The 17592-nt window shown below is 75.8% G+C and carries 11 protein-coding genes; 7 read left to right on the top strand and 4 right to left on the bottom strand.

Annotated features, from left to right (window positions below; all coding sequences use genetic code 11):
- Positions 1-47: 47 nt before the first annotated feature.
- The 5 genes from O7628_RS20185 (at position 48) to O7628_RS20205 (ending at position 8410) form a co-directional block, all read left to right on the top strand.
- Entirely contained in the window at positions 48-2465 is a 2418-nt protein-coding gene (locus O7628_RS20185; RefSeq protein ID WP_278132792.1) for an EAL domain-containing protein, read from the top strand.
- Positions 2466-2617: 152 nt separating this feature from the next.
- Positions 2618-2923 carry an Asp-tRNA(Asn)/Glu-tRNA(Gln) amidotransferase subunit GatC gene (gene gatC / locus O7628_RS20190; RefSeq protein WP_007075103.1) on the top strand — a complete coding sequence of 102 codons (306 nt, stop codon included), beginning with the start codon at positions 2618-2620 and terminating at the stop codon, positions 2921-2923.
- Positions 2920-4395 carry an Asp-tRNA(Asn)/Glu-tRNA(Gln) amidotransferase subunit GatA gene (gene gatA, locus O7628_RS20195; protein WP_278132794.1) on the top strand — a complete coding sequence of 492 codons (1476 nt, stop codon included), beginning with the start codon at positions 2920-2922 and terminating at the stop codon, positions 4393-4395. The genes gatC and gatA overlap by 4 nt, the downstream gene beginning before the upstream one ends.
- A 13-nt stretch (positions 4396-4408) precedes the next feature.
- Positions 4409-5905 (top strand): Asp-tRNA(Asn)/Glu-tRNA(Gln) amidotransferase subunit GatB, encoded by a 1497-nt coding sequence (gene gatB, locus O7628_RS20200; RefSeq protein WP_278132797.1) that lies wholly within the window; start codon positions 4409-4411, stop codon positions 5903-5905.
- Between the two features lie 147 nt (positions 5906-6052).
- On the top strand, positions 6053-8410 hold the full coding sequence (locus O7628_RS20205; RefSeq protein ID WP_278132798.1) for a pyruvate dehydrogenase: 2358 nt from the start codon (positions 6053-6055) through the stop codon (positions 8408-8410).
- A 690-nt stretch (positions 8411-9100) separates the two neighbouring features.
- Here O7628_RS20205 and O7628_RS20210 read toward each other — a convergent pair.
- Positions 9101-10627, bottom strand: coding sequence for a metallophosphoesterase (locus O7628_RS20210; RefSeq protein ID WP_278132799.1), 1527 nt, complete (start codon positions 10625-10627; stop codon positions 9101-9103).
- A 71-nt stretch (positions 10628-10698) separates the two neighbouring features.
- Positions 10699-11871 (bottom strand): PQQ-dependent sugar dehydrogenase, encoded by a 1173-nt coding sequence (locus O7628_RS20215; RefSeq protein WP_278132801.1) that lies wholly within the window; start codon positions 11869-11871, stop codon positions 10699-10701.
- 65 nt (positions 11872-11936) lie between these two features.
- Between O7628_RS20215 and O7628_RS20220 the strand changes: the two genes are divergently transcribed.
- Positions 11937-12863 carry a 2-hydroxyacid dehydrogenase gene (locus tag O7628_RS20220; RefSeq protein ID WP_278132803.1) on the top strand — a complete coding sequence of 309 codons (927 nt, stop codon included), beginning with the start codon at positions 11937-11939 and terminating at the stop codon, positions 12861-12863.
- Between the two features lie 23 nt (positions 12864-12886).
- On the opposite strand, the gene O7628_RS20225 is transcribed toward O7628_RS20220, so the two are convergent.
- Complete coding sequence (locus tag O7628_RS20225) at positions 12887-13261, bottom strand: PH domain-containing protein (protein ID WP_278132805.1); 375 nt, start codon at positions 13259-13261, stop codon at positions 12887-12889.
- 790 nt (positions 13262-14051) lie between these two features.
- On the opposite strand from O7628_RS20225, the gene O7628_RS20230 reads away from it, so the two are divergent.
- Positions 14052-16274 (top strand): EAL domain-containing protein, encoded by a 2223-nt coding sequence (locus O7628_RS20230; RefSeq protein ID WP_278136358.1) that lies wholly within the window; start codon positions 14052-14054, stop codon positions 16272-16274.
- A gap of 33 nt (positions 16275-16307) precedes the next feature.
- Here the strand turns inward: O7628_RS20230 and O7628_RS20235 are convergent, their stop codons facing one another.
- Positions 16308-17327, bottom strand: coding sequence for a LacI family DNA-binding transcriptional regulator (locus O7628_RS20235; protein ID WP_278132807.1), 1020 nt, complete (start codon positions 17325-17327; stop codon positions 16308-16310).
- Positions 17328-17592: the final 265 nt, after the last annotated feature.

Consider the following 17592-nt stretch of genomic DNA (forward strand, 5'->3'; position numbering starts at 1 on the left):
GTCACGGCGGGCGCAGGGCCCGTCGTGACCGCTGCCCGGGAGGTGCGATGGAGGCCGCCGATCCGCGAAACTCCGTCCCGCCGGGGCGGGCGACGTCCTTCTTCGGCTTCGTCGCCGCCGTCGCCGCGCTGGCGGCGCTGCTCACCGTCGGGCCGCTGGCCGCGCTGGCGGGCCGGCTCGACGAGCTGCCGGCGGCGTTCTGGACGATGGCGGCGCTGGCCGTCGTCTGCGACGCGCGGCCGTTCGTGCCGCCCGGGCGGCGGCAGTCGTCGGCGGTCTTCCCGTCCACCTGTTTCACCTTCGCGATCCTGCTGGGCTGGGGGCTCGGGCCCGCGGTGGCCGTGCAGACCGTGGCGGTGGTCGTCTCCGGCTGGCGGATGGGGCACGCCGGATGGCGCTCCGGCTTCAACGCCGCCCAGTACGCCTGCGCCCTCGCCGCCGCCTCGGCGGTCACCGCGCTCGGGCCGGGGAGCATCTTCGCCGGCGGGCGGCTGCGCGCGGTCGACGTGCTCGCGGTGGGCGGGGCGACCGCCGTCTGGTTCGCGGTCAACTACGGCCTGGTCAGCACCGCCATCCGGCTGCGCTTCGCGGACCGCTGGTGGCCCGGCGTCCGGTCCGGCCTGGGCTACGAGCTGATCTCCACCGGGTCGCTGCTGCTGCTCGCCCCCGTGCTGGTGGCCGCCGCCCGGGCCAGCGCCGCGCTGATCCCGCTGGTGCTGGTGCCGCTGTTCGCGGTGTACCGGATGGCCCGGCTCGCCGCCGAGCAGGAACAACTCGGCGCGCTCGACCCGCTCACCGGCCTGCCCAACCGCAAGGCGCTGCTGGCCGAGGTCGCCGAGCAGGTCCACCTGCACGCCGAGCGGTCCGCGCGCAACGAACCGGACGCCCACCTCGCGCTGCTGCTGATCGACCTGGACCGGTTCAAGAACGTCAACGACGCGCTCGGCCACGCCGTCGGCGACCGCCTGCTGATCGAGGTCAGCGCCCGGCTGGCCGGCGCGGTGGGGGAGCGGGACCTGCTCGCCCGCCTCGGCGGGGACGAGTTCGCCATCGTCAGCACCGGGCTCACCGGGGTGGACGCCGCCCGCGCCACGGCCGAGCGGCTGGTCGCCGCGCTCGCCGAGCCGGTGTCGCTGGACGGGCTGCCGCTGGACGTCGGCGGCTCCATCGGCATCGCCATGTATCCCGAACACGGCGAGGACTTCGCCACCCTGATGCGCCACGCCGACGTCGCCATGTACGACGCCAAGCACCGCAACGACACCATCGCCGTCTACGCCGCCGAGTCCGACCACAACTCGGCCGAGCGGCTGGGGCTCCTGGCCGACCTGCGGCGCGTACTCGAGGCGGGGCCGGCCGGGGCGGCGGAGCGCGACGCGCCGGTCGGTGCGCGCGGCGGCGACGGGGCCGCGCTGCCGGCGGCCCTCCCCGCGGCGGCGGGCGGCCCGGTCGACGCGGGGCGGCCGACGCCCGCCGGGCCGGGCCGGTGGCGGGCCCGCCGGCACCGGCAACGCGCGGAGCCGGACCACCCCGACGACCTGATCAACCGGATCGTCACCGCCGCCGACCCGATCCGCCGGCGGGCCGCCGGGCCCGACGCCGAGCCGGGCGGGTCGGGCGGGTCGGGCGGGGTGGACGCCGTGGGGCCGGTGCCGCAGGCCGGGCCGGCGTGCGGCGACGTCGAGGGCGTCGGGCGGATCACCATGTACTACCAGCCGCAGGTCGCCATCGCCACGGGCGAGGTGGTGGGCGTCGAGGCGCTGCTGCGCTGGCGGCACCCGCGCCGGGGCATGGTCGACCCGGAGGAGCTGATCCGGGTCGCCGAGCAGAGCGCCGTGATGCGGCTGCTCACCCGCCGGGTCGTCGACGACGTGGTGGAGCAGCTGGCCAAGTGGGCGGCGGCCGGGATCACCCTGCGGGCCGCGCTCAACGTCAGCGTCCGGGACCTGCACACCGGCGAGATCGCCGACCAGATCGCCGACCGGCTGGCCCGCTACGGCGTCCGGCCCGACCGGCTGCAACTGGAGATCACCGAGGGCGCGCTGATGGCCGACCCCCGGCGGGTGCTGGCCACCATCTCGCGGCTGCACGCCATCGGCGTGGCCATCGCCCTGGACGACTTCGGCACCGGCTACTCCAGCATGCAGCACCTGCGCCGGCTGCCCCTGTCGGAGGTCAAGGTGGACCGGTCGTTCGTGCTCGGGATGGCCGACGACGCCGACGACGCCGCGATCGTCCGGTCGATGATCGAGCTGGCCGGGGCGCTCGGGCTGCGGGTCGTCGCCGAGGGCGTCGAGGACGAGCGCACCTGGCGGCTGCTGCACGCCGCCGGCTGCGACGTGGCGCAGGGCTGGTTCTACGCCCGGCCGATGCCCGCCGGGGAGCTGACCGACTGGCTGGCCCGCTACCGGCCGCTGCGGCCGGCGGCCCGCGAGGCGGAGAGCCGCCCCCCGCAGGCCCGCTGACCCCGCCACCGCGCCGGCCGCGGGGGGAGTCGGGGACGCCCGGCCGGTGCCGGGCAATAGACTCGCTGCGGTCACCGCGCGTCATCGTCGTTGCCGGCGCGCGGCCAGCCACCGCCAGATGCAGCAGGACAGACAGCCAGAAGGGGGCACTGATGGCCGCCATCTCCCGCGAGGAGGTCGCGCACCTGGCGCGACTGTCGCGGCTCGCCGTCACGGAGGAGGAGCTGGACACCTTCGCCGGCCAGCTCGACACGATCCTCCAGGCGGTCGCCCAGGTCGGCGAGGTCGCCGCGGCGGACATCCCGCCGACGTCCCACTCCGTGCCGTTGACCAACGTGCTGCGTGAGGACGTGGTGGTGCCCGGCCTGACCCCGGCCGAGGCCCTGTCGGGCGCGCCCGACGCCGAGGAGCAGCGGTTCCGCGTCCCGCGGATCCTGGACGAGGATGTGGCGTCATGACCGACCTGACCAAGCTGACCGCCGTCGAGCTCGCCGGCCTCGTCGCCGGCGGCCAGACCTCGGCCGTCGAGGTGACCCGGGCCCACCTGGACCGCATCGCCGCCGTCGACGACCGGGTCAACGCCTTCCTGCACGTCGACGCCGACGGCGCGCTCGCCGCCGCCCGCGCCGTCGACGACCGCCGGGCCGCCGGCGAGGAGCTCGGCCCGCTCGCGGGCGTGCCGGTCGCCGTCAAGGACGTGCTCACCACCAAGGGCGTGCCGACCACCGTCGGGTCGAAGATCCTCGAAGGCTGGCGCCCGCCGTACGACGCGACGATCGTGCAGCGGCTGCGCGCCGCCGGCACGGTGCTGCTCGGCAAGACCAACATGGACGAGTTCGCGATGGGCTCCTCCACGGAATACTCGGCGTACGGGCCGACCCGCAACCCGTGGGACACCGACCGCATCCCCGGCGGCTCCGGTGGCGGCAGCGCCGCCGCGCTCGCCGCGTACGAGGCGCCCCTGGCCATCGGCTCGGACACCGGCGGCTCGATCCGCCAGCCGGGCGCGGTCACCGGCACCGTCGGCGCGAAGCCCACCTACGGCGGCACCTCCCGCTACGGCCTGGTGGCGTTCTCCTCCTCGCTGGACACCCCCGGCCCGTGCGCGCGTACGGTGCTCGACGCGGCGCTGCTGCACGCGGCCATCGGCGGCCACGACCCGCGCGACTCCACCTCCGTCCCGCAGCCGGTGCCCGACGTGGTCGCCGCCGCCCGGCTCGGCGCGACCGGCGACCTGACCGGCGTGAAGCTGGGCGTGGTCACCGAGTTCTCCGGCGAGGGCGCGGAGCCGGGCGTCGCGGCGGCGTTCCGCGACTCCGTCGACGCCCTGGCCAAGCTCGGCGCGGAGATCGTCGAGGTGTCCTGCCCCCACTTCAAGTACGCGCTGCCGGCGTACTACCTGATCGCCCCGAGCGAGTGCTCCTCCAACCTGGCCCGCTTCGACGGCGTCCGGTTCGGCCTGCGCGAGGGCGACGACGGCAACCGGTCCCTCGAAGAGGTCATGTCGCTGACCCGGGACGCCGGCTTCGGCCCGGAGGTCAAGCGCCGGATCATGCTCGGCACGTACGCGCTCTCCTCGGGCTACTACGACGCCTACTACGGGCAGGCGCAGAAGGTCCGCACCCTGATCACCCGCGACTTCACGGCCGCGTTCGAGCGGGTCGACGCGCTGATCTCGCCGACCACCCCGTTCGTGGCGTTCCCGATCGGCGCACGCACCTCCGACCCGTACCAGATGTACCTGGCCGACCTCTACACCATCCCCACCAACCTGTACGGCGGGCCGGGCATCTCGGTGCCGTGCGGGCTCTCCGAGGGGCTGCCCGTCGGCCTCCAGGTCATGGCCCCGACGATGGCCGACGACCGGATGTACCGGGTCGCCGCCGCGCTGGAGTCCGCGGTCGGCACGTTCACCCCACCGGCACTGTGAGGCAGGAGCACCGATGAGCACCACGACCTTGCCCGCGTACGACGACGTCGTCGCCCGCTACGAGCCGGTGATCGGCCTGGAGACCCACGTCGAGCTGGGCACGAACACCAAGATGTTCTGCGGCTGCCCGACGGACTTCGGCGGCGAGCCGAACACCCGGGTCTGCCCGGTCTGCCTGGGCCTGCCCGGCTCGCTGCCGGTGGCCAACAAGGCGGCGATCGAGGCGACGATCCGGATCGGCCTGGCGCTCAACTGCTCGATCGCCTCGTGGTGCCGGTTCGCCCGGAAGAACTACTTTTACCCGGACATGCCGAAGAACTTCCAGATCAGCCAGTACGACGAGCCGCTCTGCGTCGACGGCTACCTCGACGTGGAGGTGGGCGGCGAGCTGGTGCGCATCGGCATCGAGCGGGTGCACCTGGAGGAGGACACCGGCAAGACCCTGCACGTCGGCGGGGCCACCGGCCGCATCCACGGCGCGACGGAGTCGCTGGTCGACTACAACCGGGCCGGCATCCCGCTGGTGGAGATCGTCACCAAGCCGGTCCCCGGCACCGGGGCGCTGGCCCCCGAGGTGGCCCGGGCGTACGTCACCGAGCTGCGTGACGTGATCCGCTCGCTGGGCGTCTCCGACGTGCGGATGGAGGAGGGGTCGCTGCGCTGCGACGTCAACACCTCCCTCAACCTGCCCGGTCAGGAGTGGGGCACCCGCACCGAGACCAAGAACGTCAACTCGCTGCGCTCGGTGGAGCGGGCGGTCCGCTCGGAGATGCTGCGGCAGGCGTCGGTGCTCGACGCGGGCGGCCGGATCACCCAGGAGACGCGGCACTTCCACGAGGACACCGGCGACACCACCCCGGGCCGGTCCAAGGAGACCGCGACGGACTACCGCTACTTCCCGGAGCCGGACCTGGTGCCGCTCGCCCCGGACGCCGCCTGGGTGGCCGAGCTGAAGGCGGCCCTGCCGGAGCTGCCCCGGCTGCACCGCCGCCGCCTCCAGGAGCAGTGGGGCCTGTCCGACGCCGACATGCAGTCGGTGCTCAACGCGGGTGCGGTCGAGCTGATCGAGGCGACCGTCGCCGCCGGGGCCACCCCCGCCGCCGCCCGCAAGTGGTGGCTGGGCGAGTTGTCCCGCCGCGCCAACGAGACGGGCGTGGAGCTGGCCGACGTGGGGGCCACCCCGCGCCAGGTCGCCGAGCTGCAGGGCCTCGTCGACGCGGGCAAGCTCAACGACAAGCTGGCCCGCACCGTGCTGGAGGGCGTGGTGGCCGGCGAGGGCTCGCCGACGGAGATCATGACCAACCGGGGCCTGGAGGTCGTCTCCGACACCGGCGCGCTCACCGCCGCCGTGGACGAGGCGATCGCCGCCAACCCGGACATCGCCGAGAAGATCCGCAGCGGCAAGGTCGCGGCGGCGGGTGCGCTGGTCGGCGCGGTCATGAAGACCACCCGTGGCCAGGCCGACGCGAAGACGGTCCGCGAGCTGATCCTCTCCCGCCTCGGCGCCTGAGGTGCAAGGAGGGGACCCTTGTTAACGCTTTCTGTATAGGAAGGGCCCCCTCCTAACGCCCCGCCCGCCCACCCACCCACATACACCCCCACACCCCCACACCCCCCGCGCGGGGCGTCAACGGCGACGCCCGGATGGAGCAACCCCGTGAACCAGCACGACCTCGACGTCCTCGACGAGATCCAGCGGCGGGTGCTCTGGCTCGCCACCCGCATCGTCGACGCGGCCAACCACGACCGGGACACCGGCGACGGGGTGAAGGTCGGCGGGCACCAGGCGTCCAGCGCGTCGCTGGTCACGGCGATGACCGCGCTGTGGTTCGCGCACCTCGACGCCGCCGACCGGGTCGCGGTGAAGCCGCACGCCTCCCCCGTGTTCCACGCGATCCAATACCTGCTGGGCAACCTCGACCGGTCCTACCTGACGCGGCTGCGTGCCCGGGGCGGCCTCCAGTCGTACCCGTCACGCACGAAGGACCCCGACGGCGTCGACTTCTCCACCGGCTCCGTCGGCCTCGGCGCCGCCGCGCCGCTGTTCGCCGCCGTCACCCGCCGGTACGTCGACGCGCACTTCGGCGCGCGCCCCCGCTCCCGGTTCGTGGCGTTGATCGGCGACGCCGAGCTGGACGAGGGCAACATCTGGGAGGCCGTCGCCGACCCGGCCACCACGGGCCTGGGCAACGTGATGTGGCTGGTCGACTTCAACCGGCAGTCCCTCGACCGGGTCGTCCCCGGGGTGCGGATCAACCAGTGGCGCGGCCAGTTCGAGGCCGCCGGCTGGCACGTCGTCGAGGTCAAGTACGGTCGCCGGCTCGCGCGGGCGTACGCCCGGCCGGGCGGGGAGGCGCTGCGCGACTGGATCGACGCGATGCCCAACGAGCAGTACCAGTCGCTGTTCGGGCTGGCCGGGCCGGCGCTGCGGGAGCGGTTCTGCGACGGCGCGCCGGCCGGCATCGCCGAGCTGATCGCCGACGTCGCCGACGACGAGCTGGCCCCGCTCGTCACCGACCTGGGCGGGCACGACCTGGAGGCGATGCTCGACGCGTACGCCCAGTGCGACGCGGTCACCGACCGGCCCAGCGTCGTCTTCGCGTACACCGTGAAGGGTTGGGGGTTGCCCATCGCCGGCAACCCCCGCAACCATTCGGCGCTGCTCACCACCGCGCAGGTCGACGCGCTGCGCGCCGCCCACGGCCTGACCCCCGCCACCGAGTGGGACCGCCTCGACCCGGCGTCGCCGGCCGGCATCCGGGCCGGCGCGCGCCGGGAGGCGCTGTCCCGACCGCCGGCCGGGCGGGCGCTGCCGGTCGCCGTGCCGGAAACCACGAGGGTACGCGCGAGCAGGCCTGTCTCCACCCAGGAGGTCTTCGGCCGGGTGCTGGTGGAGCTGGCCCGCGACGAGGCCGTCGCCCCCTACCTGGTGACCACCGCGCCCGACGTGGCCACCTCGACGAACCTCGCCGGGTTCATCAACAAGACGGGGGTGTTCGCCCCGACCGAGCAGCGGTCCTGGACGGAGGACCGGATGCTGCGCTGGACCGAGAGCCCCGCCGGGCAGCACATCGAGCTGGGCATCTCGGAGATGAACCTGTTCCTGCTGCTAGGCCAGCTCGGCCTGTCGTGGGACCTGTCGGGGCAGCCGCTGCTGCCGGTCGGCACCGTCTACGACCCGTTCGTGCTGCGCGGCCTCGACGCGTTCCTCTACGGCACCTACTCGGGCTCCCGGTTCGTGGTCGCCGGCACCCCGTCGGGTGTCACCCTCGCCCCCGAGGGCGGCGCGCACCAGTCCACGATCACCGCGTCGGTGGGGCTGGAGCTGCCCGGGGTGACGTTCGTCGAGCCCGCGTACGCGGCCACCCTCGACTGGCTGCTCTGCGACGCCCTCGGGCAGATCGCCGCCGGTGGCACGCCGGCCAGCACGGCCGCGCCGGTCGAGGACGGGGCGTACTACTTCCGGCTCAGCACCCGCCCGATCGACCAGGCGCCCTTCGAGGCGGCCCGGGCGCGGCTGGGCGACGCGGTGCTGCGCCGGCAGGCGGTCGCCGGGGCGTACCGGCTGGTCGACGCGCACGCGACGTACCCGGAGCTGGCCGACGCGCCGGTGGTGCAGCTCGCCGCCTCCGGCGCGGTGCTGCCGGAGGTGCTGGCCGCCGCCGCCGAGCTGGCCGAGGAGGGCGTGGCCGCGCACGTGGTGGACGTGACCAGCCTGGACCGCCTCTACCGGGCGTGGCAGCGCACGCTGCGCCAGGGGGTGCGGACGGCCACCGTGCCGAGCGTGCCGGGGGCGCTGCGGTCGGCGTTCGTCGACCGGGTGCCGGTGGTGACGGTGCACGACGCCGCGTCGCACGCGATGGCCTGGCTCGGCTCGGCCGTGGGCGCCCCGGCGGTGCCGCTGGGCGTGGACGAGTTCGGCCAGTCGGGCAGCGTCCGCGAGCTGTACGAGCTGCACGACCTGCTGCCCGGCAGCATCGTCAACGCGGCCCTGGCCGCCCTCTCGCTGCGCTGACCCCGCCCCCGCCCCCGCCGCGCCCGCCGCCCGCCTGCTGCGCGCCGCTGCCCGCCGGCCCTGCTACGCCGCTACCCGCCGCCGGCCCTGCGGTGCCGCTGCTCTGCCGCGCCGCCGCGTGGGCCGTGCCGCCGCGTGGGCTGCGCTGCCGCGTGGGCTGCGCCGCCGCGCCGGCCCAGCCCTGGCGGCGCATGGCCCGTCGCGCTCCGTGTCGGGTGCCTCGTCGTCACTTTCCGTGGCATCCCCCGCCGGCCTCACCCCGCCCACCTTTCCTTTGCTCTGCACCCAGGGATGCAACACTGGCGCTGACCAGCGCTAACGGTCGGCGTATCCCGGCGATGCCCCTCGGGGTTGATTGCCGAGGGTGACTGCTGCGTCCATGGGTGCAGAGCAAAGGAGCCGAGGAGGTGTGTCGCCCGGCGTGGTTCGGTTACCCGATGTCACGGGCGGCCGTGGCCTGCGGGCCGGTGGGGCCGTAGGCCCGTGGCAGATCCGTGCCGGCAGGTCCGTGGTGGTCCGTGCTGGCAGGGCCGTGCTGGCAGGGTCGTGGTGGCAGGGCCGTGGTGGCAGGGCCGAATCCGGCGGCGCGGTGAGCGAGGCGGTGGCGGCGTGGCCGCGAGTGGTGCGGGCACGGGTGGCGTGGCCGCGGGGGCGGGCGCGGGTGGCGGGGACGCTGTCGGGGCAGCCGGGTCAGCGGGTCGGGGTCGGGGTGACGGGCACCTGGTCGCCGGCCTTCGGGTTCTGCACCACGTGCCGTTCCAGGTTGACCTGCGCCTGCCCGGTGCCGCCGACGGTGATGTCGTCGTATGCCTGGAGCAGCTTGTCCTTGTCGAAGTAGAGCACCGTCATCGACAGCGGGGTGGGCTTCTCGCCCTCCAGGCCGCGCAGCCCCGCGCCGCCGGTGGACCCCTCCACCATGAGCTGCGTCGGCATCTGGCCCGGCGCCTGCGGCAGCTTGGAGATCTGCCGGGCGTGGGTGTGCCCGGCGAGCACCAGCGGGCAGGTGCCCGACAGGGGGCCGGCCGACGCCGGGTCGTGCACCAGCGCGATGTTCACCGGCCTGGGCGACTTGCGCACGGTGGCGGCGAGCTGATCGCCGGCCCCGATCACCTGGTTGGCGACCTCGCTGGTCAGGCCGCTGCCGGCCGGGGAGGTCTCCTTGTCGGGGGTGAACCGGGGGTCGCCGATGCCGGCGATGGTCAGCCCGGCGACGGTGGTGGTCGAGTTGTTCAGCACGATCGCGTTGGGCTGCTGGGCCACCGCCGCGGCCGTCTTGCCCGAGTCGTGGTTGCCCCGGATGTAGACGTACGGCTTCTTGAGCAGGCCGATCGAGCCGACGAACGACGCCTCGGGCTCGCTGCCCCAGTCGGTGATGTCGCCGGTGTCGATCACCACGTCGATGCCGAACTGCTCCACGACCGTGCGGATGAGCTGCCAGCCCGTCGGGTTGAGGTGCATGTCGGAGACGTGCAGGACCCGGGTGGTGCCGGGGGCCGGCTCGTACACCGGCAGCGCGGAGACGGTGGTGTAGAGCTGGCTGACGTTGCCGACGAGGCGCTGGAGCTGCTCGGCGTACTTGGTGTAGTCGTTGGCGATCCGTCGGGCGTCACCGACGATCGCGGGCGCGTTGACCAGCAGCCCCTCGTACCGGGGCTCCTCGATCGCCTGCGGCCGGATGGTGGAGGCGGCCAGGCCGAGACTGCCGGCGGTGACCAGCAGCGACAGCCCGCCCGCCCAGGCGGTGCGCCGGGTGTCGCGGAACACCAGCCCGGCGAGGACGAGGGTGACCAGCACCGCCGCGCCGACGGTGCGCAGCCCGAGGCGCAGCACCCCGTTGCGGACGTCGGTGACGGCGGACTGGCTGGCCCGGCTGATGCTCGCCGGGTCGTCGATCAGCGCCTCGGTGCGCCGCTGGTCGAGGGCCCCCAGGCCGACGGTGAGGTGGGTGGGCCCGTCGTGGCTGTCGAGCTGGAGCGCGCCCAGCGGCGGGATGTCGACGGTGGTGCCGCCCTCCAGCGAAGGCGTGATGCTCAGCTGCGCGCGGAACGGCCCGATGTCGGTGTGCACCCGCCCGCCGGCGAGGGTGCCGATGACGGCCCCGGCCAGGGCGATCACCAGGACGGCGAGGACCACCCCCGCCCGGCGGACCCGGCCGCGCCCGGCCCTGCGGGGCACGGCTTCGCCGGTGCTGCGCTGTTCGTTCTCCTGCCCGTCCATGCTGAGATTCTGACCTGCCCAGTGAAGGATCTTGGCAAACCCGGGATTCCGGCCCTGTTGGCGGCGGCGGGTCAGCTGCGGCCCGCGCCGCCGTCGGTGAAGACGAGCCGCAGGATCCGGTCGTCCTCGGGGGCCGGCTGGCCCCGCCCGTCGTGGTTGGAGGTGGTGACCCAGATCGACCCGTCCGGGGCGGCGATCGCGCCGCGCAGCCGGCCGTACCGGCGGGTCAGCAGCTCCCGGGGCTGGCCGAGCACGGTGCCGGTGTCGGTCAGCTCGACCAGCCACAGCCGCTGCCCGCGCAGGCAGGCGGTGACCAGCAGCCGCTCGGCCGCCGCGAGCCCCGAGCAGGAGGCGTCGGAGGTGGGCCACTGCACCAGCGGGTCGGCGTACCGGCTGTCGTCGGCCTGGCCCTCGACCTGGGGCCAGCCGTAGTTGCCGCCCTTGGTGACCTGGTTGATCTCGTCCCAGGTGTTCTGGCCGAACTCGACGGCGTACATCCGCTTGCCGGCGTCCCAGGCCAGGCCCTGCACGTTGCGGTGGCCCAGGGACCAGACGGGGGAGCCGGCGAACGGGTTGCCCGGGGCCGGCTTGCCGGCGGTGGTGATCCGCAGGATCTTGCCGCCCAGGTTCTTCTGGTCCTGCGCGGCCTCCCGGTTGCCGGCGTCGCCGGTGCTCGCGTAGAGGAAGCCGTCCGGGCCGAAGGCGAGCCCGCCGCCGTTGTGGATGCCGGCCTTGGGGATGCCGGTCAGGATCGGGGTGGGCGCCCCGTCCAGGTCGAGCTTGACGATCCGGTTGTCGTTCGCGGCGGTGTGGTAGACGAAGATCGTCTGGTCGGTCGCGTAGTCGGGGGAGACCGCGATCCCCATGAGCCCGCCCTCGCCGCCGGGCACCACGCCCGGCACCGTCCGCACCGGGGTGACCGTCAGCCCCTCGCGCCCGGACCCGGGGCCGACCTGGAGGATCCGGCCGCTGTCCCGCTCGGTGACCAGCGCCCCGCCGTCGGGCAGGAACGCCATGCCCCACGGCACCCGCAGCCCCTTGGCCAGCACCGTGGTGACCACCTGCTGACCGGCCCCGGCGGGCGCGGAGACCGACGGGGTGGGCAGGTTGGGCGGCTCGCCGGCCGGGTCCGGCTCGGGCTCGCCGAAGCTGCACCCGGCGGCGGCCAGCAGCAGCGCCGCGCAGGATGCCGCGACGACCGCCCGCAGCGGGCTCTTGCGGTGGTACGGGGCACCGGTGCTCACCCGGCCCAGCCTAGCCGCCCCGGCCGTGCCGCGACGGGGGCCCGCACCGGCTATCGTCGGCGTTCGTGAAGGTCTGGATCCCGCACCCCGCCGGCCGCGCCCTCCTCGGCGAGGTGCCGCCCGGGGTGACCGTCGAGGTGGCCGAGGACCCGTCGCGGCTGCCCTCCGGGGTGGCCGGCGTCCGGTTCTGGGTGCCGCCGTTCCTCTCCGGCGTGGACGCCACCGCCCTGCTCGGCGAGCTTCCTGACCTGCGGGTGGTGCAGCTGCTCTCGGCCGGCGCGGACGCCTGGGCGGGCCGGGTGCCGCCCGGGGTGACGCTCTGCGACGCGCGGGGCGTGCACGACGTCGGCACGGCCGAGTGGGTGGTCGCCGCGATCCTGTCCCAGGTGCGCGGCTTCCCCGACTTCGCCGTCGCCCGGTCCCGCCGCGAGTGGGCGTACGACCGGCTCTGCCCGACCGACGAGCTGGCCGGCAAGCGGGTGCTGATCGTCGGGGCGGGGTCGATCGGCGCGGCGGTGCGGGCCCGGCTGGCCCCGTTCGAGGTGACGTTCACCCTGGTCGCCCGGACGGCCCGCCCCGCCGAGGGGGTGCACGGCGTCGACGAGCTGCCCGCGCTGCTGCCCGAGGCCGACGTGGTGGTGCTGCTGGTGCCGCTGACCGACGCGACGCGCGGCCTGGTCGACGAGAAGTTCCTCGCCGCGATGCCCGACGGCGCGCTGCTGGTCAACGCCGCGCGCGGCCCGGTGGCCCGCACCGACGCGCTGGTCGCCGAGCTGGCCGCCGGGCGGCTGCGGGCCGCCCTGGACGTCACCGACCCGGAGCCGCTGCCCGCCGACCACCCGCTGTGGGAGCTGCCGAACGTGCTGCTCACCCCGCACGTCGCCGGCTCGGTGCGCGGGCTGCTGCCCCGGGCGTACCGGCTGGTGGCCGAGCAGGTCCGGCGCTTCGCCGCGGGCGAGCCGCTGGCGAACGCGGTGACGGACGGCTACTGACCCGCCGGCCCACGGCGGTGGGGTCAGGCGGCCGGGCCGGGCAGGGTCTGGCCGGTGGCCGCGACGAGCCGGGGCAGCTCGCTGCCGCGCACCCCGGGCAGCACGAGCAGCTCGCCGTCGTCGAGCCGGGCGACCGCCCGCCCCCGGGCGTCGGCGCCCAGCTCGACGACCCGGTCCCAGGTGACGCGGCGCTGCCCGGCCAGCGCCCGCAGGCGCAGCTCCCGGGCGTCGGCCTCGGTGCCGGCCCGCCAGGCCCAGACCCCGATCGCCAGCGGGACGAGCAGCACGGGCACGAAATACCACCCGGCGCTGGCCAGCGGCAGGGCCCCGATGAAGGCGATCACCGCCGCGACCAGGATCGCCTGGTTGTGGCGGAAGCGGACGGTCTCGGTACGCACCTGGAGATGATCCCACCTGGTCGGTGCGGCCCGCCGGCCGGGCGTCGGATGGCCGGCGGGCCGCAGTGACCCGAATCACGCCTACCCGGTCGGCCGCGCCCGCGTCCGGCGGTGACGATGAATCGTTCTCCCGTATCGGGCGGGTTCAACCGCCGCGCCCTGCCATGCCGCTGGCAGGCCCGTCCGCCGGGCGACACCGCCGATCATCCCGGCCCGGCGACCGCAACCGCCGTGCCGGGACGCACCGCCCTACCGCATCCGCCCGTGCCCCCTCACGAAGGCGACCGCCGTGCCCGACGTGTACCCCTCAGGTGTTCCCCGCCTGCGCCCCGCCGACCTGCTGGTGCTGGCGGTGGTGGCGCTGCTCCTCCTCGCCGGGCTGGCCGGCGCGGGCCCGCCGCTGGCCGTGGTGGCGCTCGCCGGTGCCGCCGGCAGCGCCCTCGCCGGGGCCCGGCTGTCCCGGCTGGTCGTCCCGGCCAGCGGCGACGACCCCGCCGGGGACGGCGGCGACCGGCCCGGCCCGTGGCGCGGCCCCCGGGTGCGTCCCGCCGCCGGGCTGCTCCACGCGGCGGTGCTCACCGTCGGGCTGACCGTCGCCGTGCTGCCCCTGGCCGCCGCCGGCCTGCGCGTCGCCGTCGGCGCGGCGGGGCTCGGCCTCGCCGCCGTGCTGCACACCGTCGGGCTGCTCCTGCTGCCCGGCCGCACCCGGCTGGCGGCCCGCGCCCGGGTGCGCCACGCGACGGACATCGTCAGCCTGGGCCTGAGCCTGCACTTCGCCGCCTGGGTGCTGATGCCGACGGAGCAGGCCCCGCTCGCCGCCCGGATCGCGGTGGCGTCCGGCGGGTTCGGCTTCGCGGCGGTCGGCGTGGCGGCCCTGGCCGACTGGCGACGCCGCCCGGGCGCGGCGGCCTGCCTCCTGGGCACCGGGGCCGCCCAGTTCGGCCTGCTCGCGCTGATCGTGCTGCTGGCCTACGGCGCGCCGGACCGGGCGGCCCTGGCGACCGTGCCGCCGCTGGTGGCCGGCGTGCTGCTGACCGCGGCCGGGGTCCGGCGGGTGGCCGCCGGCGACCCGAGGCGGGCGGGGGGCCCGCCGCCGGTCTGGCCCCGGGTCAGCGCGCCCGCGGGCATCGCCACCGTGGCCGCCGCCGGGCACCTGGCCGCGTACGGCCCGTTCAGCACCGGCATGGTCCTGCTCGGCCTCTCGGTGATCCCCCCGCTGGTCGTCCGGGAGCTGATCTCCGCAGCCGACAACCGCCGGTACGCCGGCCGGCTCGCCGCGCAGGAGGCGCACTTCCGTGCCCTGGTCTCCGGCGGCAACGACCTGATCCTGCTGCTGGACGACGCGCTGCGGGTGCGTTGGCAGTCCCCGGCGGCGGCCCGGCTCTTCGCCCTCACCGACGCCGACGTGCTCGGCCGGCACTTCGCCGACCTGCTGCACCCGGACGACGCGGGGCGGATCGCGCGGCTGCTCGACCGGGTGCTCGCGGGCGACCGGCCGACGCTGCTGCCGGCCCGGATGTGCGACGGGCACGGGGCGTGGCGGGAGACCGAGTCCACGGTGAGCGACCAGCGCGGGGTGCCCGAGGTCCGCGCGCTCGTGCTGCACGTGCGCGACGTCGGCGAGCGCCGCCGGCTGGAACGCGCGGTGCACCAGCTCGCCGCGACCGACCAGCTCACCGGGCTGGCCAACCGGCAGGAGCTGCTGCGCGAGCTGCGCGCCCGCCGGGACCGGTCGGGGGCGCTGCTGGTGGTCGACCTGCACGGCCTGGGCGTGGTCAACGACGGCCGTGGGCACGCGTTCGGCGACACCGTCGTCGTCGAGGTGGCCCGCCGGCTGCGCGCCGTGGCCGGCCCGGAGGACCTGGTGGCCCGGCTGGTGGGCGACGAGTTCGCGGTGCTCACCGACGCGGGCCCGGTGCTCGCGTACGGGCTGGGCAACCGGCTGCTGGCGGCGCTGGCGGAGCCGTACCGGATGGCGGGCGACGACGAGGTCCGGTTGCAGGCCAACATCGGCCTGGCCGAGGTCCGCGGCGCGGGGCCCGACGACGTGCTGCGCCAGGCGGACCTGGCCCGCCGCCGGGCCGCCCAGCTCGGGCGGGACCGCATCGAGTGGTACGACGCGTACCTGGAGGAGCAGCTGGTGCGGCGGCTCGACCTGGAGCGGGAGCTGCCCGGCGCGGTGGCCCGGGGCGAGCTGGACCTGGTCTACCAGCCGGTGCTGGGGCTGGCCGACCGGCTGCCGGTGGGCACGGAGGCGCTGCTGCGCTGGCGCAGCCCGGTGCTGGGCACGGTGCTGCCGGCCGAGCTGCTGCCGGTCGCCGAGGACCTGGACCTGATCGGCGAGGTGGGCCGCTGGGTGCTGGACCGCGCGTGCCGCCAGCTCGCCGACTGGTCGGCCGGCGACCGGCGGCTGTGGATGTCGGTGAACGTCACCCCGGGGGAGCTGACCGCGCCGGACTTCCTCCGCCGCACGGCGGCGGTGCTGGCCGCCCACGGGGTCCCGGCGGACCGGCTGGTGGTCGAGGTGGCCGAGCCCCGCGTCGGCCCGGAGCTGCCGGCGGTGGTGGCCCGGCTCGCCGGGCTGCGGTCGCTCGGCGTCCGCACGGCCCTGGACGGCTTCCGGGCCGAGCACGCCTCGCTGGCCCAGCTCCGCCGGCTCCCGGTCGACCTGTTGAAGCTGGCCCCGGCGGCGGCGTCCGCGCACCGGCCCGGTGGGGCCGGCATGGGCGGCGCGACCGGCGGGACCGGTATGGGCGGCGTGGCCGGCGCGACCTGTCCGGCCGGCGTGGCGGGAGGGACCGGCGCGGTCCGGCCGCCGCTGACGGACGTGGTGGTCGGCCTGGGCCGACGGCTCGGCCTGGAGGTGGTCGCCGCGGCGCTGGAGACCCCGGCGCAGGTCGACGCGGCGGCGCGGGCCGGCTGCCGGTACGGGCAGGGCCACGCGCTGGCCCGCCCGGCGACCGCCGAGCGGGTGGAGGCGTACCTCGAGGAGTTCCCGTCGGCGTCCCGGTGACTTCTTAACCGGTTCAGTCGACGCTGGCCCGGCTCACCGTGCCCGGGGCGGCGCGGTGCTGCCCCGGGGGGTGAGGTGCGCCGTCTCGCCCTGCACGCCGCTGACCGGCTCGCCCGCGATCACCTGGAGCAGCTGCCGGGCGGCGTGCGCGCCGTACGCGGGGATGTCCCGGCCCAGCGCCGTGAGCGGCGGGTGCACGAGCTGGCACAGGGGCGAGTCGTCCCAGGCGACGATGGACAGGTCGCCGGGGACCGTCAGGCCCATCTCCTGGGCCACGGACAGGCCCGCCACCGCCATCACGTCGTTGTCGTAGATGACGGCGGTGGGGCGGTGCGGGGAGCTGAGCAGCCGGCGGGTGGCCCGCGCCCCCTCCTCGCCGGTGTAGTCCGACCAGACCGTGACCGACTCGTCGAGCCCGAGTCGCCGGCACACCTCGGTGAAGGCGTCGCTGCGGACCTCGGTGTGCAGCAGCGAGGGCAGCCCGCCGACCCGGGCGATGCGGCGGTGCCCCAGGGCGACCAGGTATTCCACGGTCTCCACCAGCGCCGTGGCGTCGTCGGACCAGACGTGGGCCAGCCCGCCGGTGTGCCCGGGGCCGCCGATCACCACGGCGGGCAGTTGCAGCTCCTCCAGCGCCGGCACCCGCCGGTCGTCGGTGCGCAGGTCGCAGACGAAGACCCCGTCGACGCGGCGCTCGGCCCACCAGCGGCGGTAGACCGCGATCTCGGCGTCGGGGTCGGCGACCACCTGGAGGGTCAGCGCGTACGAGCGGGCGGACAGCTCGGCCTCGACGCCGCTGATCAGCTCCATGAAGAACGGCTCGATGCCGAGTATCCGGGCCGGGCGGCACAGGGCGAGGCCCACGGCGTTGGCGCTGGCACCGGAGAGCGCCCGGGCGGCGCTGCTCGGGCTGAACCCGATCTCCGCGGCGATGGCCAGGATGCGCTGGCGGGTCGCCTCGGAGACGCCGGGCTGCCCGTTCAGCGCGTACGAGACCGCGCCCTTGGAGACCCCGGCCCGCCGCGCGACGTCGGCGATGGTCGGCCGCTTCACCGGCGTGTTCCTCCACTTGCTCGGCCCGCCCCCGTGGCGGGTGCACGCTGCCGGGGTGGCCGGCGGCCCTCACGCTACTGCAACCGGCCCGGCCGCCGACCGGGGCCGGGGCCCGTGCGCGGCGCGGCCCCGGGGCGGCGCTTGCGCGGTTAAGCCCCCGCGAGACGCCGGCAAGTTACGGATAAGGCACCTAGTTAACCGGCCGTTGACACTGCTGAAGCCGGCCCGTACGGTGGCGTCACTTATCCGGTTCAGTCAACGTCTC

This window comes from Micromonospora sp. WMMD956, assembly GCF_029626125.1.
Taxonomy (GTDB): domain Bacteria; phylum Actinomycetota; class Actinomycetes; order Mycobacteriales; family Micromonosporaceae; genus Micromonospora; species Micromonospora carbonacea.